Source organism: Enterobacter cloacae complex sp. EB5 (genome assembly GCF_031432835.1).
Lineage (GTDB): Bacteria > Pseudomonadota > Gammaproteobacteria > Enterobacterales > Enterobacteriaceae > Enterobacter > Enterobacter hormaechei_C.
On the sequence record NZ_CP133860.1, the window covers coordinates 3,068,134 to 3,091,762 of the forward strand.

The 23,629-nt window shown below is 60.1% G+C and carries 25 protein-coding genes; 12 read left to right on the plus strand and 13 right to left on the minus strand.

The window, feature by feature from the left end:
* Window positions 1-60: 60 nt before the first annotated feature.
* Window positions 61-291 carry a SymE family type I addiction module toxin gene (locus tag RHN82_RS14665; RefSeq protein WP_003862120.1) on the minus strand — a complete coding sequence of 77 codons (231 nt, stop codon included), beginning with the start codon at window positions 289-291 and terminating at the stop codon, window positions 61-63.
* Between the two features lie 175 nt (window positions 292-466).
* On the opposite strand from RHN82_RS14665, the gene RHN82_RS14670 reads away from it, so the two are divergent.
* Window positions 467-811: a nitrous oxide-stimulated promoter family protein gene (locus tag RHN82_RS14670; protein ID WP_072203535.1), complete on the plus strand. Its 345-nt coding sequence runs from the start codon at window positions 467-469 to the stop codon at window positions 809-811.
* A 5-nt stretch (window positions 812-816) separates the two neighbouring features.
* Here the strand turns inward: RHN82_RS14670 and RHN82_RS14675 are convergent, their stop codons facing one another.
* The 10 genes from RHN82_RS14675 to hypA form a co-directional block, all read right to left on the minus strand.
* Window positions 817-2,037, minus strand: coding sequence for an MFS transporter (locus tag RHN82_RS14675; RefSeq protein WP_047050137.1), 1,221 nt, complete (start codon window positions 2,035-2,037; stop codon window positions 817-819).
* A gap of 15 nt (window positions 2,038-2,052) precedes the next feature.
* The gene (locus RHN82_RS14680) at window positions 2,053-2,814 is read right to left on the minus strand and encodes an ABC transporter ATP-binding protein (RefSeq protein ID WP_047050135.1); all 762 of its coding nucleotides are present in this window, start codon (window positions 2,812-2,814) and stop codon (window positions 2,053-2,055) included.
* Complete coding sequence (locus RHN82_RS14685) at window positions 2,814-3,851, minus strand: iron ABC transporter permease (RefSeq protein ID WP_047050134.1); 1,038 nt, start codon at window positions 3,849-3,851, stop codon at window positions 2,814-2,816. Before RHN82_RS14685 ends, RHN82_RS14680 begins: the two co-directional genes overlap by 1 nt.
* Complete coding sequence (locus RHN82_RS14690; RefSeq protein ID WP_047050131.1) at window positions 3,851-4,849, minus strand: ABC transporter substrate-binding protein; 999 nt, start codon at window positions 4,847-4,849, stop codon at window positions 3,851-3,853. Before RHN82_RS14690 ends, RHN82_RS14685 begins: the two co-directional genes overlap by 1 nt.
* 150 nt (window positions 4,850-4,999) lie before the next feature.
* On the minus strand, window positions 5,000-7,072 hold the full coding sequence (flhA, locus tag RHN82_RS14695) for a formate hydrogenlyase transcriptional activator FlhA (protein ID WP_047050129.1): 2,073 nt from the start codon (window positions 7,070-7,072) through the stop codon (window positions 5,000-5,002).
* A 62-nt stretch (window positions 7,073-7,134) separates the two neighbouring features.
* Window positions 7,135-8,145 (minus strand): hydrogenase expression/formation protein HypE, encoded by a 1,011-nt coding sequence (gene hypE, locus RHN82_RS14700; protein WP_047050128.1) that lies wholly within the window; start codon window positions 8,143-8,145, stop codon window positions 7,135-7,137.
* The gene (gene hypD, locus RHN82_RS14705) at window positions 8,142-9,263 is read right to left on the minus strand and encodes a hydrogenase formation protein HypD (protein WP_047050127.1); all 1,122 of its coding nucleotides are present in this window, start codon (window positions 9,261-9,263) and stop codon (window positions 8,142-8,144) included. Before hypD ends, hypE begins: the two co-directional genes overlap by 4 nt.
* A gap of 3 nt (window positions 9,264-9,266) precedes the next feature.
* Window positions 9,267-9,539, minus strand: a complete 273-nt coding sequence (locus RHN82_RS14710; RefSeq protein WP_045141992.1) for a HypC/HybG/HupF family hydrogenase formation chaperone — start codon at window positions 9,537-9,539, stop codon at window positions 9,267-9,269.
* On the minus strand, window positions 9,530-10,393 hold the full coding sequence (gene hypB, locus RHN82_RS14715; RefSeq protein ID WP_047050124.1) for a hydrogenase nickel incorporation protein HypB: 864 nt from the start codon (window positions 10,391-10,393) through the stop codon (window positions 9,530-9,532). Before hypB ends, RHN82_RS14710 begins: the two co-directional genes overlap by 10 nt.
* Window positions 10,394-10,396: 3 nt before the next feature.
* Window positions 10,397-10,747, minus strand: a complete 351-nt coding sequence (hypA, locus tag RHN82_RS14720; protein ID WP_022651745.1) for a hydrogenase maturation nickel metallochaperone HypA — start codon at window positions 10,745-10,747, stop codon at window positions 10,397-10,399.
* 210 nt (window positions 10,748-10,957) lie between these two features.
* On the opposite strand from hypA, the gene hycA reads away from it, so the two are divergent.
* The 9 genes from hycA (at window position 10,958) to hycI (ending at window position 18,738) form a co-directional block, all read left to right on the plus strand.
* Entirely contained in the window at window positions 10,958-11,422 is a 465-nt protein-coding gene (gene hycA, locus RHN82_RS14725; protein ID WP_047050123.1) for a formate hydrogenlyase regulator HycA, read from the plus strand.
* A gap of 72 nt (window positions 11,423-11,494) precedes the next feature.
* Window positions 11,495-12,103: a 4Fe-4S dicluster domain-containing protein gene (locus RHN82_RS14730; protein WP_017692772.1), complete on the plus strand. Its 609-nt coding sequence runs from the start codon at window positions 11,495-11,497 to the stop codon at window positions 12,101-12,103.
* Window positions 12,100-13,914 carry a formate hydrogenlyase subunit 3 gene (hycC, locus tag RHN82_RS14735; RefSeq protein WP_047050122.1) on the plus strand — a complete coding sequence of 605 codons (1,815 nt, stop codon included), beginning with the start codon at window positions 12,100-12,102 and terminating at the stop codon, window positions 13,912-13,914. The genes RHN82_RS14730 and hycC overlap by 4 nt, the downstream gene beginning before the upstream one ends.
* A 1-nt stretch (window position 13,915) precedes the next feature.
* Window positions 13,916-14,839, plus strand: a complete 924-nt coding sequence (locus tag RHN82_RS14740) for a respiratory chain complex I subunit 1 family protein (RefSeq protein WP_047050121.1) — start codon at window positions 13,916-13,918, stop codon at window positions 14,837-14,839.
* Window positions 14,840-14,854: 15 nt separating this feature from the next.
* Entirely contained in the window at window positions 14,855-16,564 is a 1,710-nt protein-coding gene (hycE, locus tag RHN82_RS14745; protein WP_047050120.1) for a formate hydrogenlyase subunit HycE, read from the plus strand.
* A gap of 9 nt (window positions 16,565-16,573) precedes the next feature.
* Window positions 16,574-17,116, plus strand: coding sequence for a formate hydrogenlyase complex iron-sulfur subunit (locus RHN82_RS14750; protein WP_003862138.1), 543 nt, complete (start codon window positions 16,574-16,576; stop codon window positions 17,114-17,116).
* The gene (locus RHN82_RS14755) at window positions 17,116-17,883 is read left to right on the plus strand and encodes an NADH-quinone oxidoreductase subunit B family protein (protein WP_045338383.1); all 768 of its coding nucleotides are present in this window, start codon (window positions 17,116-17,118) and stop codon (window positions 17,881-17,883) included. Before RHN82_RS14750 ends, RHN82_RS14755 begins: the two co-directional genes overlap by 1 nt.
* Window positions 17,880-18,290 carry a formate hydrogenlyase maturation HycH family protein gene (locus tag RHN82_RS14760; RefSeq protein ID WP_047050117.1) on the plus strand — a complete coding sequence of 137 codons (411 nt, stop codon included), beginning with the start codon at window positions 17,880-17,882 and terminating at the stop codon, window positions 18,288-18,290. The genes RHN82_RS14755 and RHN82_RS14760 overlap by 4 nt, the downstream gene beginning before the upstream one ends.
* Window positions 18,283-18,738 carry a hydrogenase maturation peptidase HycI gene (gene hycI, locus RHN82_RS14765; RefSeq protein WP_047050116.1) on the plus strand — a complete coding sequence of 152 codons (456 nt, stop codon included), beginning with the start codon at window positions 18,283-18,285 and terminating at the stop codon, window positions 18,736-18,738. Before RHN82_RS14760 ends, hycI begins: the two co-directional genes overlap by 8 nt.
* An 88-nt stretch (window positions 18,739-18,826) precedes the next feature.
* Here hycI and RHN82_RS14770 read toward each other — a convergent pair whose 3' ends face one another.
* Together RHN82_RS14770 and ascF are read right to left on the minus strand one after the other, a co-directional pair.
* The gene (locus RHN82_RS14770) at window positions 18,827-20,251 is read right to left on the minus strand and encodes a 6-phospho-beta-glucosidase (RefSeq protein WP_047052137.1); all 1,425 of its coding nucleotides are present in this window, start codon (window positions 20,249-20,251) and stop codon (window positions 18,827-18,829) included.
* A gap of 18 nt (window positions 20,252-20,269) precedes the next feature.
* Entirely contained in the window at window positions 20,270-21,721 is a 1,452-nt protein-coding gene (gene ascF, locus RHN82_RS14775) for a PTS cellobiose/arbutin/salicin transporter subunit IIBC (protein WP_023295324.1), read from the minus strand.
* Window positions 21,722-21,910: 189 nt separating this feature from the next.
* Between ascF and RHN82_RS14780 the strand changes: the two genes are divergently transcribed.
* Together RHN82_RS14780 and hydN are read left to right on the plus strand one after the other, a co-directional pair.
* Complete coding sequence (locus tag RHN82_RS14780; RefSeq protein ID WP_326839263.1) at window positions 21,911-22,948, plus strand: LacI family DNA-binding transcriptional regulator; 1,038 nt, start codon at window positions 21,911-21,913, stop codon at window positions 22,946-22,948.
* Between the two features lie 132 nt (window positions 22,949-23,080).
* Window positions 23,081-23,626, plus strand: a complete 546-nt coding sequence (hydN, locus tag RHN82_RS14785) for an electron transport protein HydN (RefSeq protein ID WP_017382793.1) — start codon at window positions 23,081-23,083, stop codon at window positions 23,624-23,626.
* Window positions 23,627-23,629: the final 3 nt, after the last annotated feature.

Genomic DNA, 23,629 nt, shown 5'->3' on the forward strand with positions numbered 1-23,629 from the left:
CCGATTGTTCCTTCTATTGTCGCATGAAAAAAAGGTGCGGCGCAGAAAAAAGTCACGACTTTACGAGGCATCTTCCGCCATTAATTCAATGATGATTTTCCCGTGCTCGACGCCCACCCGAACCTGCGAGTTGGTGGTAAATCCCGCTTGCTCAAGCCAGTCGCCTTTCAGGCTCAGCGCTGCGTGTACGCTGTAGCGTTTTGGAATTTTCGTTTTACGGTCTTCATGACGTTTTCTGAAGTAACCCACTTTCAAGTGACGATAGGGTTTGGCGATCGCGATCTCTTGCATAAGCTCTCCGGTGAATGCGGTCAAAGGTGGTTATTTATGCCTGTATAAAATACCAGTAAAACGCAGCGGGGGGCGGGGTAATTCTGGAAGGACGCTTCAGAAAACGGAATGCAATGACTGAAAATGTGCAGATAAAAGGGTATTATAAATGCACTTTATTGTTGAGGACGGCGTTATGTCCGGTAAACGTATTTCACGAGAAAAAAAGACGATCGCCAGAATGATCGCCCTGTATGAAAACAGGTGTCCGCACGCCATAAAAGAAGAGGGGCACTATTCGGCGCTCAAGGCTTATGCCGATAAGCGGCTGGATAAATGCGTGTTTGGTGAGGAAAAACCCGCCTGCAAACAGTGCCCGGTGCACTGTTATCAGCCCGCCCGACGGGAAGAGATGAAGCAGGTCATGCGCTGGGCAGGGCCACGTATGTTATGGCGTCATCCAATTCTGACCATCCGTCATATGATCGACGATCGCCGTCCGGTTCCGGAATTACCCGAAAAATATCGGCCCAAAAAATAATCAACTCAGCGCCGCAGTGGACGACAAATCACGCTCAGGGCGACGGCGCTGCACAGCGGAAATACCGCCAGCAGCAGCCAGGGGTAAATGGCTTGCGTTGAGGGCACCAGCGCCTTGTCCAGCAGGCCGCCTGACGCTAAATTCCCCACCAGCACCGCGACGCCGCCGGCGGTTGAGAGCGCGCCATAGTGCGCCCCAAGCGTTGACTCCTCGGCAAAATGTGGGATCAAATCTTTTGCCGACGGCACCAGCAGCATCTGTCCAAGCGTTAAAAGGGTGACAAAGCTTGCAGAGGGCAGCAGGCGCAGCCAGCCTTCCGGCGGCTCTGTCGCGGCAAAAAGCGCCACGCTGGCAAACGCTGCGGAGAGCAGCAAAAAGCCCACCGGTAAAATCCTCACCGCGCCAACCTTTCGGGCGAAGCGGGCGAGGGGCAATTGCAGAACAATGATCAGCACCGAGGCGAGCATAAACAGCGGACCCAGGTCTTTTTCGTTACCCCCGGCGCGCTGGATCTCCACCGGCAGCGCCAGATAGAGCTGGTTATAGCTTAACAGCCATGAACTGTAGGCAATGATAAAGGCGACAAAACGCGGCTGACGAAACGTCGTCCACCAGGGCAGAATTTTCAGCGGCTTCGTGCTGTGATGCGCCGTGGGCAGGCAGAAAAAGAGCACCACCAGCGCAACGATAAATATCCCTGCGCCAGCGAGCGCAACCTGGCGAAAACCCAGCCCCGTCAGCAGGGCGCCCATCACCGGGCCAAGAACGGCGCCAAGTTCACCGCACACCGCAAACAGCGCAAACCACTCCGCGCGGCTGCGTTTACCCTTCGCCTCGCTTTGCGTTCCCGCTTTGGCCAGCAGGGCTTCTATCGACGGTGAGAACAGCGCGCCGCCGACGCCCGTCAGACAGGCCCCCAGAATGACGGGCCACAGGGATTGCCCAAAGGCCAGCAGCAGATAACCCGCCACACGAACTATGCAGCCGCTGAGGATCACGATCTTCGCGCCAAACCGGTCTGAAAGCGCGCCGCCGACAATAAACATCCCCTGCTGGGAAAAGGTGCGCAGCCCCAGCACCAGCCCAATCAACCCACCGGAGAGCAGCATATCGTCACGTAAGAAGATCGCCAGGAAGGGGACGACCGCGTAAAAGCCGATATTAAACACAAACTGGCTGCCCAGCAGAACGGGCGGCCAGAGGGTATTGGCAGTGCGAAGAGGCATCGTTTTAGCTCACCCCTACACGATAAAATGGATGTGCTTTTTGCCGTGGTACGGCGAGATCTCGATTCTGGTTTTCACTCTGAAGACGTCCCAGAGTAGTTCCTCGGATAAGATTTCCTGCGGCGTTCCGGTTGCCACAATCTGCCCTTGCTGCATCACAATCAGCGAATCGCAGAACATGGACGCGTGGTTAAGATCGTGAATGGCGACGATGCTGGTTACCGGCAGCTCACTGATAAGCTGCATGAGCTGCATCTGGTGATGAATGTCCAGGTGGTTGGTCGGTTCATCCAGCAGGATCTCGGTGGGCGTTTGCGCCAGGGCGCGGGCGATATGTACCCGCTGACGCTCGCCGCCGGACAAGCTAAGCCAGCCCTGTTCGCTGTGATCCAGCATATCCACGCGTTGCAGGGCGGCGGTGACGATTTCGTCATCCTGCGCGCTCCAGTTCGAGAAGGGAGAATGGTGCGGAATACGCCCCAGTTTGACGACGTCGCGCACGCGCATATTGGCGTCGGTCATTCCGTGCTGTTCAACAAACGCCACGCGCCGCGCCAGCTGCTTTTTGGCAATGCGGGCAATGTCCTGTCCGTCCAGCGTCACGCACCCGGCATCCGGGCGGCGCAGACCCGCCAGTATGCGCAACAGCGAGGATTTACCGCAGCCGTTAGGGCCAAGCAGGCCCACCGTTTCGCCCCGGGAAACCTTCAGCGAAACATGATTCACGATAACCTTTTTACCTACCTTCCAGGTGATATTGTCGGCGCAGATGCTCATCATTTGTTCCTTGAGCGGTAGATAATCACGGCGAAGAACGGTACGCCCACCAGTGCGGTAACGACGCCAACCGGCAGGCTTTGCGGGGCAATCAGCATCCGCGAGGCGATGTCGGCCAGCACCATCAGGATCGCCCCCGCCAGCGCGCTGGCTATCAGCAGCGTGCGGTGCAGCGGCCCGAACAGGAAACGCATAACGTGCGGCACGACCAGCCCGACAAAACCAATAGAGCCCGCCATGCTGACAATGGTCGCGGTGATCAGGGCGGTGGTGGTGAACAAGGCCAGGCGCACCCAGGGCACGGCAATGCCCAACGAGGCGGCGGCATCATCACCGAACGTAAAGGCGTCCAGCGCACGGGAATAATAAAGACAGACGGCCAGCCCCGCCAGCACCACCACCAGCACCAGCTGGAATTCCGGCCAGCGTACGCCGCTAAAGCTGCCCAGCAGCCAGAACATCACGTCGCGCGCCTGTTGCGCGCTGGCAGAGGTGCTGATGGTATAGGCGGTAATGGCGTTAAACAGCTGAGAGGCCGCTACGCCCGCCAGGATCGTGCGTTCATTGCCGCCGCGCGCGCCGTTGGTCAGGAAGGCGACGAAGGCAAAGGCGGCGAAGGCTCCGGCAAACGCGCCCGCAGAAAGCGACACCGCGCCGGTGCCAATCCCCAATACGACGACCGACACCGCCCCGGTTGACGCTCCCGCCGACACGCCGAGCACGTAAGGTTCCGCCAGCGCATTCTTCAAAAGGCTTTGCAGCACGGCCCCGCAGATGGCCAACCCGGCTCCGCAGCAGGCCGCCACCAGCGCGCGGCTCAGGCGAAAGTCCCAGATGACGCTCTCATAGATGCGGTTAAGCGGAACATTGGTTAGCCCCAGCTTATTGCTGATGGCGTAGAACACGTTATTAAGCGGGATAGACAACTCACCGATGCTGACGCCAAGGGCGATCACCAGAAACAACAGCACGAAGGCGAGCAGGCATGATGTGGTCAGGAGCACCCCCTGCCGCATCTGAAGCACGGCGGTGGTCATCAGTTCAGTCCCAGTTTTCTGAGCTGTTCGCCGACCTGCTCAGCACCGTAAAGCGTGCGAATCGTCGGGTTCATCGCCTGGCCGTCCATCACCACAATATGACCCTTCTTCACCGCGTCCATCTGGCTGACGGCGGGATCGCTTTTCAGGAATTTGATTTTTTCTTCGGCGTTGTCCAGCGCCCAGCGGTTACGATCCAGGCTGGAGACCACAATCACGTCCGGATTAGCGGCAATAATGCTTTCCCAGCCCACGGTCGGCCATTCGGTCTCAGAGGTAATGGCGTTATGGCCGCCCAGCACGTTAGCAATAAAGCCAGAGGCGCTGTTTTTGCCGCCAACATAGGCATCAGCCGAAGGTGAGGAGCTTGAGAACCAGAAAACAAAGGAGAGGTCTTTCTTGTTTTTGCCAAATTCCTGACGCAGGTCGGCTTCACGTTTTTTGAAGTCGGCGATAACGGCCTGACCGCGCGCTTCCACGTTGAAAATCTTCGCGAAATCTTCAATCTCTTGATAAAGGTAGGTCATATCCCACAGCGTCTGGCGGCTGCCGTACATGTCCCCTGCGGCTTTTTTGGTCGCACACATGCCCGGAGATAAATAGCTGTTTACCCCAACGGTAGCCAGGTCTTCGCGTTTCGCGACCTTACTTTCCGGCCCGAGCAGCAGCGGCAGCTGAGCAGGAACAAAATCAGGGTTTTGCGCAAGAATGGATTCAAGCGTCGGAATTTCGACGGTCAGGGTTTTGATTTTGGCGTTTTGCTCAGCCAGCTGCGGCAATACTTTGGTCGGCCAGAACGCGCTGGCTTTCACCTTATCTTCCAGACCCAACAGAAGGAGGATCTCGACGGTATTCTGACCCAGGGCCACAACGCGTTCCGGCGCTTTGGTGAAGGTTTCTTTATACCCGCAGTTTTCTATCGTGAGCGGGTACGTGGTAGCCAGAGCTGTACTCATGGATGCAACCGCCAGGCCTAACGCGCAGAGAACCTTTTTCATTAAACGCTACCCTTCATTAAAATTATTTTGATGCAAATGAAACGCATTATTAAGGCGGAATTTTATACAGAGGAAAATATATTGTGTCAATGTGGGACAATTACGCAGCGTGATGAAAGGCGGCGCCGTATACGCCGCCGGAATGACGGGTTAATTCAGGCTCTCTTTATCGATTCCCAGACGCTTCATGCGCGAGAGCAGGGTGGTACGCTTCAGCCCCAGCCGTTGCGCTGCACCTTTCGGTCCGGCTACCACGCCGTTGGTCTCCTTCAGCACTCGCATAATGCGCTGATATTCATCTTCTCCCTCTTTCGCAGGCTCGGTTGCGGTCACGGTCGTTTCAGAGAGAGTAACCTCTGGCAGAGAGAGCTGGAGCACGTTCCCGCGCGTCAGCAGGACCGCGCGCTCAATGACGTTTTCCAGCTCGCGCACGTTCCCTGGCCACTCCATCGCCGAGAGGGTGCGTAGCGTTTCGGCAGGAATACTGTCGATATTTCGCCCCATCCGGCGGGCAATCTTCGCGGTAAAGGCTTTCACCAGCAGCGGAATATCTTCCGGGCGCTCGCGCAGCGGCGGCAGGCAGATCGGGAAGACGTTCAGGCGATAGTAAAGATCGCTGCGAAACTCGCGGTCGGCGACCATTTTTTTCAGATCGCGGTTGGTGGCGGCAATCAGACGGACGTCGGTCTGGATCAGCTTGTTGCTGCCGAGGCGCTCGAACTCCTGCTCCTGCAAAACGCGCAGCAGCTTGGGCTGAAGCTCCAGCGGCATATCGCCCACTTCGTCGAGGAACAACGAGCTTTTATCCGCCAGTTCAAAACGGCCCAGCCGCTGGCTGCTGGCGCCGGTAAACGCGCCGCGCTCGTGGCCGAACAGGTCGCTTTCCAGTAAGCCCGCAGGCATCGCCGCGCAGTTCATCTTCACCATCCGGCGGCTGTTGCGGTTGCTCAGGTTGTGGATCGCCCGGGCAATCAGCTCTTTCCCGGTGCCGGTTTCACCGAGGATCAGCACCGTGCTGTCGCTCTGCGCCACCATTTCCACCTGCTTAAGGACGCTGTACATGGCATCGCTGCGCCCGATGATTTCGCCAAACTCGCTGTCCACGTTGTTGAGCTGCTCGGTCAGGGCGAGGTTTTCGTCCACCAGCCGCTCCTTCAGGCGGTGGATCTCCTGATAGGCGAGGGCGTTATCCAGCGCAATGGAGATACGCTCGGCGATCTGGCGCAGCAGCTTCAGGTTGGCGGTGGTAAATACGGCTTCATCGCACTGCGCCAGTTTAAGCACGCCGAGCATGGTGTTGCCGGACATCAGCGGCAGCAGGCACAGAGTTTGGATCTTGTTGCCCCAGGTGTTGAACAGCATCCGCTCGTAGGGGGCTACCGGATCCTGTTCATTGAGATTGAGCAGCAGGATCTCTTTGCTTTTAAATACCCGCTCGGACAGCGTTCCCGCTTCGTCCACTTCGCTCTGCTCGTGCGCCGGGTTAGCTTCATCAAGATAGTGGGTGGAGTAGATGTTCAGCTTGCCTTTCCGGTTGCCGCGTAGCGCAATGCTGATGGCATCGATTTTAAAATAGTGATGGATCTCTTTTGACACTTCGCTGACCAGCTCATCCATGTCCAGGCGGGAGAGCACGGCGTTGGTGATGGCAACCAGAATGCGGAAGTTATCGCGCTCGCGGCTCAGCAGGTCGTAATCCACGTTATTGGTGACGCGGCTTTGGATCTGCTCCGCGACAACGGCCACAATCTGGGTAAAGGTGTGCAGGCGTTCGTACTCCGCCTCGCTCCAGGGTTGGTCGGTATCGCGGATAAACTCGCAGCCACCAAAAATTTGCCCTTCCACCGCCAGCGGCAGCATGCTGTAGTGGCCGAACGGGTGGTAAAGATTGCTCTCTGCCAGCTTCGGCCAGGCCTGGCGAAACTGGTCAAAATTGCAGTGCAGCGCTTCCGGGCGGGAGAGAATACGCCGCACCGGGCCGTGGGCCAGAAACGTTTCATCTTCATATTCGAAGATTTTGCCGTTATCACGCGTTGAGAAATAGCTCGCGCGGTGGTTTGCGCTATGCCAGAGCACAATGGCGGCGCTGTCCGCCAGCGCTGATTGCCTGACCAGCCGCGTCAGGGCATCGCTCAGCGCGCCGAGATCGGGCTGTTGTAAAAGTGTGCGCGTGATGTCAAACAGGCCCTGCTGTCCAAGATCGCTCATCGGTGTATACGGCATTGTTGCTTTCCAATAGAAACTGGCAAAAAGAGAAATTCAGCGCTGACCGCTTTTGGCGCGGTCTAGCAAATTCGGGGTAACGGTTCAGCGTGCGGCAGATCCAGCGTGCGCTTCACGCCGTAAAGCCCGGTCAGGCGCACCCCTTTGCGCTCAACCACGTCGCCGATGATGGCCGCGTCTTTCCCTAAAGGATGCGCGCGCAGCTGTGCAAGTACGGCTTCCGCCGCCGCGCGTTCCACGCCGATCACCAGCTTGCCCTCGTTGGCAAAGTTAAGCGGGTCTAGCCCTAATAGCTCGCACAGCCCACGTACGGCGGGCTTAACGGGCAGGCCGCGCTCGGTCAGCTCCATTCCGCAGCCGCAGCTTGCCGCGAACTCGTGCACGACGGCATTCACGCCGCCCCGTGTGGCGTCGCGCAGGGCTTTTACGCCCGGCATGTCGCGCAGCGTCTGGATCAGCGGCGTGAGTACCGCACAGTCACTGCGAAGTTCCCCGTCCAGCCCCAGGCCTTCACGCAGGTTCAGGATGGTTGCCCCGTGGCAGCCCAGCGTGCCGCTGACAATCAGCACGTCGCCTGCGCAAAGCTGCTGCGCGCCCCAGTGAATGTCGGCAGGGATCGCCCCCATCCCGGCGGTGTTGATGAAGAGCTTATCCGCCGCGCCGCGCTGCACCACCTTGGTATCCCCGGTGACGATGGCGATCCCCGCCTCGCGGGCGGTGTGCGCCATGCTGTTGACCACCGCCGTGAGCGTCTCCATCGGTAACCCTTCTTCGAGGATAAACCCGCAGGAGAGGTAACGGGGGATCGCGCCGCTGACGGCCACGTCGTTTGCCGTGCCGCAGACGGCGAGCTTGCCGATATCGCCGCCGGGGAAGAACAGCGGGTCAATAACGTAGCTGTCGGTAGAGAACGCCAGCCTGTCGCCGTGTGCGGTGAGGGTTGAGAGCGCAATGCGCGCCTGATCTTCCTGCTCGGCGAGCCAGGAGTTATTAAAGGCTTCCATGAACAGCTGGTTAATCAGCTGCTGCATCGCCTGTCCACCGCTTCCGTGCGCCATTTCCACCGTGTTCATGCTTCACACTCCTGGTTGCGATAGTGATACCACGCGGCGCATGCCCCTTCGGAAGAGACCATCAGCGCGCCAAACGCGGTTTGCGGGTTACAGGCGTTGCCAAATAACGGGCAGTGATGAGGTTTGCATTTGCCGGTGAGTACGTCGCCACAGCGGGCGCGGGGATCGTCGCACACCTGCTGCGGTTGCGGGCGGAAATGCGCTTCGGCGTCGAAGGCGCGATACGCGGGCGTCAGGTGCACGCCGGATTCGGCAATCAGCCCCAGTCCGCGCCACTCGCTGTCGCCTTCGACGCTAAACACGTCGGCTATGGCCTGCTGTGCCCGTCTGTTACCTGCATCGGGCACCACGCGGCGATACTGATTTTCCACCGCACTCAGGGCCGCTATTTTCTGCTCAACCAGCATGGTCACGCCTTGCAGTAGATCAAGTGGCTCGAAACCAGCCACCACTAACGGACGATTGTACTGTTCAGCGATAAAACCGTAGGCTTCTGTGCCGATCACCATGCTGACGTGGCCCGGCGCCAGAAACGCGTCGATACCGTTATCCGGCGCTTCAAGCAGGCTGCGCAGCGTGGGAATAAGCGTGATGTGCTGGCAGAAAAAGTAAAAGTTGGTGACGTTGCGGGCTTTCGCCTGCTGGAGGGTAATGGCGGTGGCGGGCATGGTGGTTTCAAAACCCAACCCGAAAAAGACAACCTTACGCTCAGGATTAGCCATCGCCAGCGTCAGGGCATCCATCGGTGAGTAGACGATCCGCACGTCCGCGCCGCGCGCCTTCGCCTGGAGCAGCGAGCCATTTTTTCCCGGTACGCGCATGGCGTCGCCAAAGGTGCAAAAAATCACACCGGGACGGCTGGCGATGTCGAGACAGCTGTCGATGCGCCCCATCGGCAGCACGCACACCGGGCAGCCGGGGCCGTGGATAAACTCGATGTTCTCCGGCAGCAGCTGGTCGAGGCCAAATTTAAAGATGGCGTGGGTGTGTCCGCCGCACACCTCCATGATCCGCAGCGGTTTTTCTTTCGTGTAGTCCAGCAGCGACGCGCGGGTTTTCAGGCGATCGATAAGCTGCAACACCTGCTCAGGCGCGCGATATTCATCAACGTAACGCATGTGTTATCGCTCCTCGCCATACAGCAGGGCGCCTACGTCCGGCTCGACGTCAAACATATTCTGTAGCGCATCCAGCGTGTCGCGGGCTTCTTCCTCATTAATCACGCTCATAGCAAAACCCACGTGGACCAGCACCCACTGGCCGAGACGCGTTGCGCCGGTCTCATCGTGGCTGCCTACCAGCGTCAGGTCGACATCGCGCAGGATGCCGCAGACCTCCACTTTGGCCTGATTGCCGTCGATGGAATGAATTTGTCCGGGGACGCCTATGCACATCGTTCGTTCTCCAGCCAGTTCAGCCAGGCGTCCATCCCGTCGCCGCGCGTGGCGGAAACCAGCAGGATCTCAATGTCCGGGTTCACTTCCCGGGCGTAAGCCAGGCACTTATCCACGGCGAAATTCAGGTACGGCAGCAGGTCGACCTTGTTCAGCAGCATGAGGGAGGCGGCGGCAAACATATGCGGATATTTCAGCGGCTTGTCTTCCCCTTCGGTCACGGAGAGCACCGCCACTTTATGCCGCTCGCCGAGGTCGAAGCTTGCCGGGCAAACCAGGTTGCCGACGTTTTCAATAAACAGGATACCGTTATCCGCCAGCGGCAGGCGCGGGGCGGCGTCGGCAATCATCTGCGCGTCCAGATGGCACCCTTTCCCGGTGTTGACCTGAATCGCAGGCGTACCGGTTTCGCGGATGCGCGCCGCGTCGTTTACCGTTTGCTGGTCGCCTTCGATCACGGCGCAGGAGACGCGTTTATTCAGCCGTTTGAGGGTTTCGGTCAGCAGCGTGGTTTTGCCGGAGCCGGGGCTGGAGACCAGGTTCAGCACCAGCTGTTCGCGCGCGGCAAAGCGGGCGCGATTGCGGGCGGCGAGCTGGTTATTCTTGTCCAGCACGTTGATCTCCACCTCCAGCATCTGGCGCTGGCTGATGCCCGGCGCGTGCGTACCCGCTTCGCCGTGGCCGTAATGCAGGTCGCCCGCGTCGGAACGCTGCGGGGCAAAGGTGATGCCGGTCAGTACCGCCGCGGGACGCGGGGCAGGGGAAAAGGGCGCGGAGCGAAACGCGGAGTGGGGACGGTGTTCATCCCCTTCTATATACAGGTTGCCTTCAGCGCAACCGCAGGTACTACACATACATTACTCCTTCTCGATTTCGAGGCGTTGGATCTGCATACCGTCATCCGCCACGATGCGCAGCCCGCTGCTCTGGCACTGCGGACAGCGCTGCACCTTCGATGACAGCAGAGTGACGTACTCCTGACACTGCTCGCACCAGCACTCTGCCTGCTGCTCTTCAATATGCAGCGCGCAGCCTTCCGCCAGCGTGCCGCGGCACACCAGCTCAAAACAGAAGGTGAGGGCGCTGGTCTCGACGCAGGAAAACGCCCCGACCTTCAGCCAGACGCCGGTCACGCGCTTCGCATGATTTTGCACTGCCTGCTGTTCGATAAGTTCCAGTGCCCGCTGGCAGAGGGTGATTTCGTGCATGACGCCTCCTTAATGAATTGCCCCTTCAATGCAATAACGGTGCCAGCTTGATTTGCGTTACGGCGTGACGATGTCAACGCTGTCGAAATGACACGTCGACACCGCGGCGGTGACAGTGCGCTTCTCTTTAAAATCCATTTAAATCAATAAATTAAAAACTGGCACGAAATCTGCTTAACAGCCGCTAACTCCATTAAGCGGATACCTTTTATGACTATTTGGGAAATTAGCGAAAAAGCGGATTACATCGCGCAACGTCATCAGCAGCTCCAGGAGCAATGGCACCTGTACTGCAATTCACTGATCCAGGGGATCACGCTGTCGAAGGCCCATCTGCATCACGCCATGAGCTGTGCGGCGCAGGGGGATATGCGTTTTGTTCTGTTCGGTCACTTTAAGATTTACGTCACCCTGGCGGAGACCTTCAACAGCCACACGATTGAATACTACGTCGAGACGAAAGAGGGCGACAGACACTGCATCGCCCGGGCGCAGCTGATGGCGGACGGCATGGTGGACGGTCATGTCAGCAACCGCGATCGCCAGCAGGTGCTGGAGCACTATCTGGAGAAAATCGCGCCGGTTTATAACGGCCTCTACGCCGCCGTTGAGCACGATCGGCCAGTCAACCTGAAACAGCTGATCGACGGAAAATCCTCCGCGAACGTGGCCTGAAAAACGAGTGTCGAGAAGTGTCGATAAGACAGTTTTTTTCGTCAAAAATGACCATCACCAGAGGATGACCCGGTGAACCGTTTTGTAATTGCTGACTCGACGGTCTGTATTGGCTGTCGGACCTGTGAGGCGGCGTGCTCGGAAACGCACCGCCTGCACGGGCTACAGTCCATGCCGCGCCTGCGCGTCATGCGTAATGAGAAAGAGTCTGCCCCGCAGCTCTGTCACCACTGTGAAGACGCCCCGTGCGCGGGCGTCTGTCCTGTCAATGCCATCACCCGCGTTGACGGCGCGGTACAGCTGAACGAAAGCCTGTGCGTGAGCTGCAAGCTGTGCGGCATCGCCTGTCCGTTCGGCGCCATTGAGTTTTCCGGCAGCCGTCCGCTGCATATTCCGGCGAATGCCAATACCCCGAAAGCGCCGCCTGCGCCACCGGCTCCGGCACGCGTGAGCACGCTGCTGGACTGGGTGCCGGGCATTCGCGCCGTTGCGGTGAAGTGCGATCTGTGCAGCTTCGATGAACAGGGTCCGGCCTGCGTGCGGACCTGCCCGACCCGGGCGCTGGTCCTGGTCAACATCCGCGACATCGCTCGCACCAGCAAACGCAAGCGCGAGCTGACCATCAATACCGACGTCGGCGATCTTTCTCTGCTGCGGGCGCTTAACGAGGGGGCGAAATGAACGCGATAGTTATGATGACCAGCGGCGTGGCCTGGTTTGCCGCCGCCGCTGTCCTGGCGCTGCTCCTCTCCTTCCATAAAACGCTGAGCGGGGCGATCGCCGGTATCGGCGGGGCGGTCGGCAGCCTGATGACGCTGGCGGCGGGCGGGGTTGTCCTGATCGACGGCCAGTCCGTCGACACCCTCATCCCGCTGATTCACCACGCCGTTGAGCTTACGCCGCTGAACGCCATCTGGCTGATAACCTTTGGCCTGTGCGGGCTGTTTATCAGCCTGTTTAATATCGACTGGCACCGACATCAGCACACCAAAGCCAACGGCCTGCTGGTTAACCTGTTGATGGCCGCCGCGGTCTGTACCGTTATCGCCAGCAACCTCGGCGCGCTGGTGGTGATGGCAGAAATCATGGCCCTGTGCGGCGTGTTCCTGACCGGATGCAGCGCCTCCGGCAAGCTGTGGTTTGCGCTCGGACGTCTCGGCACGCTGCTGCTGGCGCTGGCCTGCTGGCTGGTGTGGCAGCGTTTCGGCACGCTGGATTTTGCCGCGCTTAACGGTCAGCCGCTGGGCAACGTCGTCTGGCTGTTGGGCGTAGTCGGTTTTGGCCTGCTGGCCGGGATTATCCCGCTGCACGGCTGGGTGCCGCAGGCGCATGCCAATGCCTCAGCCCCGGCCGCTGCGCTGTTCTCCACCGTGGTGATGAAGGTCGGTCTGTTCGGCATCCTGATGATAACCCTGTCGGGCGGTCAGCCGCCGCTGTGGTGGGGCGTGGCGCTGCTGATTGCGGGGATGATCACCGCGTTCGTCGGTGGCCTCTATGCGCTGATGGAGCACAACATCCAGCGTCTGCTGGCGTACCACACCCTGGAGAACATCGGGATTATCCTGCTCGGCATGGGCGCGGGCGTCACCGGGCTGGCGCTCAACCAGCCGACGCTGATTGCCGCCGGGTTTATTGGCGGTCTGTATCACCTCATCAACCACAGCCTGTTTAAAAGCACCCTGTTCCTCGGCGCGGGCAGCGTCTGGTTCCGCACCGGGCACCGCGATATTGAAAAGCTCGGCGGGATTGGCAAAAAAATGCCCGTCATTTCGCTGGCGATGCTGGTCGGGCTGATGGCGATGGCTGCGCTGCCGCCGCTGAACGGCTTTGCCGGCGAGTGGGTGATTTATCAGTCCTTCTTCGCCCTCGGCCAGAGCGAGACGTTTATCGGGCGTTTACTCGGCCCGCTGCTGGCGGTGGGCCTGGCGATCACCGGCGCGCTGGCGGTGATGTGTATGGCGAAGGTTTACGGCGTCACCTTCCTGGGCGCGCCGCGCACCCGCGAAGCGGAAAACGCCTGCTGCGCCCCGGTACTGATGGCCACCAGCGTGGTCGCGCTGGCGTTGTGCTGCATCGCGGGCGGGGTTGCCGCGCCGTGGCTGCTGCCGCTGCTGGGCCACGCCATTCCGCTGCCGCTGGTCACGGCGCATACCGTCGTTTCCCAGCCGATGATGGCGCTGCTGCTGATTGCCGCGCCGCTCCTGCCGTTCGTGCTGATGCTGTTCTTCAGACGCGACCGTCTCGCCTCCCGCTCGCGCGGCGCGGCGTGGGCCTGCGGCTACGAACATGAGCAGTCGATGGTCATCACCGCCCACGGTTTCGCTATGCCGGTGAAGGAGAACTTTGCCGCCGTGCTGAAGCTGCGCCACTGGCTGAACCCGGTGGGCTGGGTGCCGGGCTGGCAGGGTGCCGCCGTGCCCGTACTGTTCCGCCGCCTGGCGCTGATCGAGCTGGCGGTGCTGGTGGTGATTGTCATTTCACGAGGAGCCTGATATGAGTCTGTTACTGGCAATTCTTCAGGCGCTGGTGCTGTTTGCCGCCGCGCCGCTGCTGTCGGGCATCACGCGCGTGGCGCGCGCCCGGCTGCACAACCGTCGCGGACCTGGCGTGCTCCAGGAGTACCGCGATCTCTTCAAACTGCTCTCCCGTCAGAGCGTCGCGCCGGACGCCGCGGGCTGGGTGTTCCGCCTGACGCCGTTTGTGATGGTCGGCGTGATGCTGACCATCGCCACCGCGCTGCCGGTGGTGACGGTGGCTTCGCCGCTGCCGGTGCTGGGCGATCTGATTACGCTGATCTACCTCTTCGCCATCGCGCGTTTCTTCTTTGCGATTGCGGGTCTGGATACCGGCAGCCCGTTTACGGGGATCGGCGCCAGCCGCGAAGCGATGCTCGGCGTGCTGGTTGAGCCAATTCTGCTGCTGGGGCTGTGGGTCGCCGCGCAGGTTGCAGGCTCGACCCACATCAGTTTCATCACCGACACCGTTTACCACTGGCCGGTTTCACGTTCGCTCCCGCTGGTGCTGGCGCTCTGCGCCTGCGCGTTCGCCACCTTTATCGAGATGGGCAAGCTGCCGTTCGATCTCGCGGAAGCGGAGCAGGAATTACAGGAGGGGCCGCTTACCGAATACAGCGGCTACGGCTTTGCGGTGCTGAAGTGGGGCATCAGCCTCAAGCAGCTGGTGGTGTTGCAGATGTTCGTCGGCGTTTTCTTCCCGTGGGGGCAGATGACGCACTTCTCTGCGGGCTGCCTGCTGCTGGCCGTGGTGGTGGCTGCGCTCAAGCTGCTTATCGGCGTGCTGGTGATTGCCCTGTTTGAAAACAGCATGGCGCGCCTGCGTTTTGTCGAAACGTCACGCATCACCTGGGCCGGTTTTGGTTTTGCATTTTTAGCGTTCGTCTCCTTGCTGGTGGCGTGATTAAAGAGAGTGTTTATGTCTGAAGAAAAGAAAGGTCAGCAGTATCTCGCCGCATTGCATCAGGCTTTCCCGGGCGTGGTGCTGGAGGAGTCCTGGCAAACCAAAGACCAGATCACCGTCACCATTAAGGTGAACTATCTGCCGGAAGTGGTGGAGTTTCTCTACTACCAGCAGGGCGGCTGGCTGTCGGTACTATTCGGCAACGACGAGCGTCAGCTGTGCGGCAACTATGCGGTGTACTACGTGATGTCGATGGAGCAGGGTGAGAAGTGCTGGATCACCGTGCGCGTAGAGGTCGATCCGGCTAAACCGGAATACCCGTCCGTCACGCCGCGCGTGCCTGCCGCCGTCTGGGGCGAGCGCGAAGTGCGCGACATGTACGGCCTGGTGCCGGTTGGCCTGCCTGACGAGCGCCGCCTGGTGCTGCCGGACGACTGGCCGGATGAACTCTATCCGCTGCGCAAGGACAGCATGGACTACCGCCAGCGCCCGGCCCCGACCACCGACAGCGAAACCTACGAGTTCATCAACGAGCTGGGCAGCAAGAAGAATAACGTGGTGCCGATTGGCCCGCTGCACGTCACCTCCGACGAACCGGGCCACTTCCGCCTGTTCGTCGACGGCGAGAACATTATCGACGCCGACTACCGCCTGTTCTACGTCCACCGCGGCATGGAGAAGCTGGCGGAGACCCGCATGGGCTACAACGAAGTCACGTTCCTCTCTGACCGCGTGTGCGGCATCTGCGGCTTTGCCCACAGCACCGCCTACACCACCTCGGTGGAAAACGGCATGGGGATCGTGGTGCCGGAACGCGCGCAGATGATCCGCGCCATTCTGCTGGAAGTGGAGCGCCTGCACTCGCACCTGCTCAACCTCGGCCTGGCCTGCCACTTCGTCGGCTTTGACTCCGGGTTTATGCAGTTCTTCCGCGTACGCGAAGCGTCGATGAAGATGGCGGAGATCCTTACCGGGGCGCGTAAAACCTACGGCCTGAACCTGATCGGCGGGATCCGCCGCGACCTGCTGAAGGACGACATGATCCAGACCCGCCAGCTGGCGCAGCAGATGCGTCGGGACGTGCAGGAGCTGGTGGATATGCTGCTCAGCACGCCCAACATCGAGCAGCGCACCGTCGGCATCGGTCGTCTTGATCCGGAAATCGCCCGCGACTTCAGCAACGTCGGTCCGATGGTGCGCGCCAGCGGCCACGCCCGCGATACCCGCGCCGATCACCCGTTCGTCGGCTACGGCCTGCTGCCGATGACCGTGCACAGCGAGCAGGGCTGCGACGTTATCTCCCGCCTGAAGGTGCGCATCAACGAGGTATTCACCGCGCTGAACATGATCGACTTTGGCCTCGATAACCTGCCGGGCGGCCCGCTGATGGTGGAAGGCTTCACCTACATTCCAAACCGCTTTGCCCTCGGCTTTGCCGAAGCGCCGCGCGGGGACGACATCCACTGGAGCATGACCGGCGACAACCAGAAGCTCTACCGCTGGCGCTGCCGCGCGGCGACCTACGCCAACTGGCCAACCCTGCGCTACATGCTGCGCGGCAATACGGTCTCTGACGCGCCGCTGATCATCGGCAGCCTCGACCCGTGCTACTCCTGCACCGACCGCATGACCGTCGTGGACGTGCGCAAGAAGAAAAGCCAGGTGGTGCCGTACAAAGAGCTTGAGCGCTACAGCATCGAGCGTAAGAACTCGCCGCTGAAATAAGGATTCGCCATGTTTACCTTTATCAAAAAAGTGATCAAAACCGGCGCACAGACCAGCAGTTATCCGCTGGAGCCGATCCCGGTGGATAAAAACTTTCGCGGCAAGCCGGAGCATAACCCGCAGCAGTGCATCGGCTGCGCGGCCTGCGTCAACGCCTGCCCGTCGAATGCCTTAACGGTGGAAACGGACCTGAAAACCGGCGAGCTGGCCTGGCAGTTTAACCTCGGGCGATGCATCTTCTGCGGCCGCTGCGAGGAGGTCTGCCCGACGGTCGCCATTCGCCTGTCTCAGGAGTACGAGCTGGCGGTGTGGAAAAAAGAGGATTTCCTCCAGCAGTCGCGCTTTGCGCTGTGCAACTGCCGCGTCTGCAAGCGTCCGTTCGCCGTGCAAAAAGAGATCGACTACGCCATCGCGCTGCTGAAGCACAACGGCGACGTCCGCGCGGAGCATCACCGTGAAAGCTTCGAAACCTGCCCGGAGTGCAAGCGTCAGAAATGCCTGCTGCCGTCTGATCGCATCGATTTAACCCGCCATATGAGAGAGGCCAGCTGATGGAAAACTTACTCGGCCCGCGCGACGCTAACGGCATTCCGGTGCCGCTGACGGTGGAGGAGTCCATCGCCAGCATGAAGGCGTCGCTGCTGAAAAAAATCAAACGCTCGGCCTACGTCTATCGCGTGGACTGCGGCGGCTGCAACGGCTGCGAGATTGAGATCTTCGCTACGCTGTCGCCGCTGTTTGACGCCGAACGCTTCGGCATCAAAGTGGTGCCATCCCCGCGCCACGCGGATATCCTGCTGTTCACCGGCGCGGTCACCCGCGCGATGCGCTCGCCTGCGCTGCGCGCCTGGCAGTCTGCGCCGGATCCGAAAATCTGTATCTCCTACGGCGCCTGCGGCAACAGCGGCGGCATCTTCCACGATCTTTACTGCGTCTGGGGCGGCACCGACAAAATCGTGCCGGTGGACGTCTACATTCCGGGCTGCCCGCCGACGCCCGCCGCCACGCTGTACGGTTTTGCCATGGCGCTCGGCCTGCTGGAGCAGAAGATCCACGCTCGCGAGCCGGGCGAGCTGGACAACCAGCCAGCCACTCTCCTGCACCCGGATATGGTGCAGCCGCTGCGGGTGAAGATCGACCGCACGGCGCGCAGGCTGGCGGGCTACCGCTACGGACGCCAGATTGCCGACGATTACCTGCGTCTGCTGGGCCAGGGCGACCATCAGGTAGCGCGCTGGCTGGAGGCCGAGAACGATCCGCGTCTCAATGAGATCGTGGCGAACCTGAACAGCATTGTGGATGAGGCGCGTATCCGATGAGTGAAACGGTGGTGTTCAGCCAGCTGAGCCGTAAGTTTATTGATGAGAACGACGCCACGCCGGAGGCGGCGCAGCAGGTGGTCTATTACAGCCTGGCGATTGGGCACCACCTCGGGGTGATCGACTGCCTTGAAACGGCGCTGAGCTGCCCGTGGCCCGAGTACCTGGCGTGGATCGCCACGCTGGAGGAGGGCAGCGCGGCGCGGCGCAAAATGGAAGGCGTGCCGAAGTACGGCGAGATTGTGATCGACGCCAACCACATCACGATGCTCGCTAACGCCTTTGACGCGGCGCTGAGCGTACAAACCCCGGCGCAGCAGGCGTGGAGCAAAACGCTGCTCGGCATGCTGCACGATATTCATCAGGAGAGCGCCATCTACCTGATGGTAAGGAGATTACGTGACTGACGTTTTACTGTGTGTCGGCAACAGCATGATGGGCGACGACGGCGCGGGTCCGCTGCTGGCGGAACTGTGCGCCGCAAACCCGCCGGGCAACTGGGTGGTGATTGACGGCGGCAGCGCGCCGGAAAACGACGTGGTCGCCATTCGCGAGCTGCGCCCGGACAGGCTGTTAATCGTCGATGCCACCGATATGGGGCTCAACCCCGGCGAGATCCGCCTGATTGACCCGGACGACATCGCCGAGATGTTTATGATGACGACGCACAATATGCCGCTCAATTATCTGGTGGATCAGATTAAAGACGACGTGGGCGAGGTGCTGTTTCTGGGGATTCAGCCGGACATCGTCGGGTTTTATTATCCGATGACGCCGCCGGTGAAAGAGGCGGTGGACGTGGTGTATTCACGGCTTGCCGGGTGGGTTGGGGATGGAGGATTTCCTCAGCTCTGAGCAGCGCCGGGTGGCGGCTTCGCCTTACCCGGCCTACCAAACCCATCCCCCTCTCCCTGTGGGAGAGGGCTGGGGTGAGGGCAACAGGCTACTCCAGATCCCCCCCGTTACTCGCAATCACCTTCTTATACCACCAGAACGATTTCTTGCGCTTGCGGTCCAGCGTGCCGTTTCCGGCGTCGTCCCGGTCGACGTACACAAACCCGTAGCGCTTGCTCATTTCCCCCGTTGAGGCCGATACCAGATCAATGCAGCCCCAGGTGGTGTAGCCCAGCAGCGGTACGCCGTCCTCAATCGCGTCGCCCATCGCGCGGATATGCTCGCGCAGGTAGCTGATGCGGTAGTCGTCGTTGATCTCGCCGTTTTCATCAATGACGTCCTTCGCCCCGAGGCCGTTTTCCACCAGGAACAGCGGCTTCTGGTAGCGGTCGTACATCATGTTCATGGTGATGCGCAGGCCGAGCGGGTCGATGCCCCAGCCCCACTCGCTCACCTGAATGTGCGGGTTGCGAAGGGACTTCACGATGTTCGCCGCGCTGGTGTTGCCCGCGTTCATGTCCGCCGACGCGCAGCGCGAGGCGTAATAGCTGAACGAGACAAAGTCGACGGTGTTTTTCAGCAGTTCATCGTCGCCGGGATCTTTCACAATCACCACGCCTTTCTCGCGGAACACGCGGGCGGAGTAGGCCGGATAGCTGCCGCGCGCCTGCACGTCGATAAAGAACAGGTTCTCGCGGTCTTTCTCCAGCGCCATCCACACGTCTTCCGGCTTGCAGGAGTACGGGTAGAAATTGCCGCCCGCCAGCATGCAGCCGACCTGGTTTTCCGGGTTTACCTCGTGGGCGATTTTGGTCGCCAGCGCGCTCGCCACCAGCTCGTGGTGCGCGGCCTGGTATTTCACCTGATCTTCGTTTTCACCTTCCTCAAACACCAGCCCCGCGCCGGAGAACGGGCTGTGGAGCATGATGTTGATTTCATTGAAGGTCAGCCAGTATTTCACCAGCCCGTTAAATTCTTCAAAGCAGGTGCGGGCGTAGCGGGCGAAGAAATCCACCATCCTGCGGTTGCGCCAGGAGCCGTACTCCGTCACCAGATGCATCGGCACGTCGAAGTGGCAGAGCGTCACCAGCGGCTCGATGTTGTACTTTTTGCACTCCTCGAACACCGCGCGGTAGAAGGCAATGCCCTCCTGATTCGGCAGCGGTTCGTCGCCGTTCGGGTAGAGGCGGCTCCAGGCAATCGAGGTGCGGAACACCGTAAAGCCCATCTCCGCCATCAGGGCAATGTCTTCTTTGTAGCGATGGTAAAAATCAATCGCCTCGTGGCTCGGGTAGAATTCGTCGTCCCGCAACGAAAACCGTTTTTCCTTGCCGACTTTTACCGCCAGACGGTTTGCGCCGTGGGGGATCATATCGACCGTCGTCAGTCCTTTGCCGCCTTCACGGTAAGCCCCTTCACTCTGGTTGGCGGCAAGCGCGCCGCCCCATAAAAATCCTTGTGGAAAAACAGACATTCTTACCTCGCTTTCAGTTTATGCTTCTGCTGCTTTGTTCTGTACCGGTGCGGTTTGCAGGGCGCGTGCTTTTTCGGCTTCGTCTTCTACCGGGATATCCTCAAACCCTAACAGCAGGGTCAGCACGAACGACAGCACTACCGCCAGACCCATCACGCCAAACACCCAGACGATGGTCATCGGGTTGGCCGGGTCGAAGAACTGCACGCTGGTAAACAGCCCCGGCGCCGCCATGGAATGGCTGGCAAGACCGGCCATGCCCGCCACCGCGCCGCAGATAAAGCCGCTGATCAGGCTCGCAATCAGCGGACGCTTCAGGCGTACCGCCACGCCGTACAGGGCCGGTTCAGAGATCCCCGCCATGATGGCGGAGGCCGCCGCGGCCAGCGCCGTCTGGCGCAGCTCCGGATTTTTGGTTTTCCACGCCACCGCCAGCGACGAACCGCCGAGCGACAGGTTGGCGCCGATCTCCGACGGCATCACCATCCCTTCTTTGCCCGTTTCGGCAATGGTCTGGATGATGGTCGGCGTAAACACGCGGTGCATCCCGGTCATCACCAGCAGCGGCCACAGCGCGCCCATAATGGCAACGGAGAGCCAGCCCAGATAGCCGTGAATGGTGTAGACCAGCGCGGAGATGGCGCTACCGATCCAGATCCCCAGCGGGCCAATCAGTACGATGGCGAGCGGGGCGGCAATCAGCACGATCAGCATCGGCTTGAGGAAGTTTTTCGTCACCGCCGGGGTAATGCGATCCACCCAGCGTTCGATATAGGACAGGCACCAGGTCATCACCAGCGCCGGGATAACGGTGTAGGTGTATTTCACCGCCGTCACCGGAATGAAGGCGAACTCAACGTGCTCACCCTGCGCGGCCTTGGCCATCAGCTCGATAAAGCTCGGGTGAACCAGTACGCCCGCGATGGCAATCGCCAGGGACATGTTGGTTTTGAACTTCACCGCTGCGGACGCCGCCACCATCAGCGGCAGGAAGAAGAACGCGCCGTCGCCTATAACGGTCAGGATCGTCAGCGTCGGGTCGCCTTTGCCCAGCACGCCGGTCATCTCAAGGATCATCGCCAGCAGCTTGACCATCGACCCGCCGATGATCGCCGGGATCAGCGGAGACATGGTGCCGATCAGCGCGTCGAGGATCCCGGCGCCAACCCGGCGCAGCGTGAGCTTCTGTGGACCTTCCGCTACGGCAGGTTGCAGGTTGGCGGGCAGCAGGCTCACCACTTCACGGTATGCCTGGGACACGGTGTTGCCGATGATCACCTGACACTGGTTGTCGTTGCGCACCACGCCGAGCACGCCGCTGATGCTTTTCAGACGCGCGGCGTCGGTAAGGCTTTCGTCTTTCAGAACGAAGCGCAGGCGCGTCATGCAGTGGGTGACGGCGACGATGTTCTCTTTACCGCCCAGCGCGCTGACAACGTCGTTTGCCAGCGCAGCGTAATTTTTTGCCATCGGATGTGATCCTGTTATCGTTGTGTGAAATGTAGGAAACCGGTTTCACATAATCATCATGAGTTTCTTTTAATGAAACAAGACCACTTTTTATGCATTTTTTAGTTTCGTGATGACGATCACTCGTGGCCGTAAAAAGCGTGATAACGCCGCTGCGACAATTTTTCTGCGGTGCAGTACACTGCGCCCATCAGGTTCAGACGGAATAATAATATGACCACGATGCTGGAAGTGGCGAAGCGGGCAGGCGTGTCGAAAGCGACGGTCTCCCGGGTGCTGTCGGGGAACGGTTACGTCAGCCAGGAGACGAAAGACCGCGTGTTTCAGGCCATCGAAGAGAGCGGGTATCGCCCTAATTTGCTGGCGCGAAACCTGGCGACCAAACGCACCCAGACCCTGGGGCTGGTGGTGACGAACACTCTGTACCATGGGGTCTACTTTAGCGAGCTGCTGTTTAACGCCGCGCGGATGACGGAAGAGAAGGGGCGTCAGCTGATCCTGGCGGACGGCAAGCACAGCGCCGAAGAGGAGCGCGAGGCGATCCAGTACCTGCTCGACATGCGCTGCGACGCGGTGATCATCTACCCGCGTTTTCTGAGCGTGGAAGCGCTGGACGAAATTATTGAGAAATGCGAGCAGCCGATCATGGTGCTCAACCGCCGTTTGCGGAAAAACAGCAGTCACAGCGTCTGGTCCGATCATAAAGCGTCGTGTCAGGACGCGGTATCGCAGCTGATTGAAAAAGGCCACCGGGAGATTGCGTTTATCACCGGTTCACTGGATTCCCCCACCGGGGTGGAGCGTCTTTCCGGTTACAGGGACGCGCTGGCGCAGCACGGGATTGCAGTTCGCGACACGCTGATCGCCGAAGGGAAGTGGAACCCGGCCAGCGGCGCGGCGGCGGTCTCTCAGTTGCTCACCCGCGGCGAAGCGTTTACCGCGCTGGTGGCGAGTAACGACGATATGGCGATTGGCGCCATCAGGCAGCTGCATGAGAGCGGCGTCGCCACGCCGGGCGCGGTGTCCGTCATCGGCTTTGACGACGTGGCAATCGCGCCCTATATCGTGCCGTCCCTCTCCAGCGTGCGTATTCCGGTAACGGAGATGATCCAGGAGACCATCAGCCGCCTGATTTTCATGCTCGACGGTGGCGAGTTTAAGCCTCAGCAAACCTTCTCCGGCGAGCTAATCCTGCGCGACTCCGTCATTGACGGCCCGCATCGCTGACGTCGACATCTGTCATCGTCACTAATGACGATGACAGATCCACTTCTTTTTATTTCTCTTTAAAATCAATGTATTAAATATTGGCACGGTTTATGAATAGCTTCGCGCATAACAGTTATGCCGGAGAAGCAGATGAACCGTTTTATTATGGCCGATGCCAGCAAATGCATTGGTTGCCGTACCTGTGAAGTGGCGTGCGTGGTGTCCCATCAGGCAGAGCAGGATTGCGCCTCTCTCACCCCTGATACCTTCCTGCCGCGCATCCACGTCATTAAAGGCGTGAATATTTCTACCGCCGCTATCTGTCGCCAGTGCGAAGACGCGCCGTGCGCCAACGTCTGTCCGAACGGGGCGATTAAGCGCGAGAAAGGCTTCGTGCACGTGATGCAGGAGCGCTGCATCGGGTGCAAAACCTGTGTGGTGGCGTGCCCGTATGGCGCGATGGAGGTGGTGGTTCGCCCGGTGGTGCGCAACAGCGGTATCGGGCTGAGCGTGCGCGCGGAGAAAGCCGAAGCCAATAAATGTGACCTCTGCTACCACCGCGATGCCGGTCCGGCGTGTATGGAAGCCTGTCCGACGCATGCGCTGGTCTGCGTCGATCGCGACAAGCTCGAACAGATGAGCGCCGAAAAACGCCGCCGCGCGGCGTTCGACACCTCGTCATCGCTGCTGTTTTAAGCT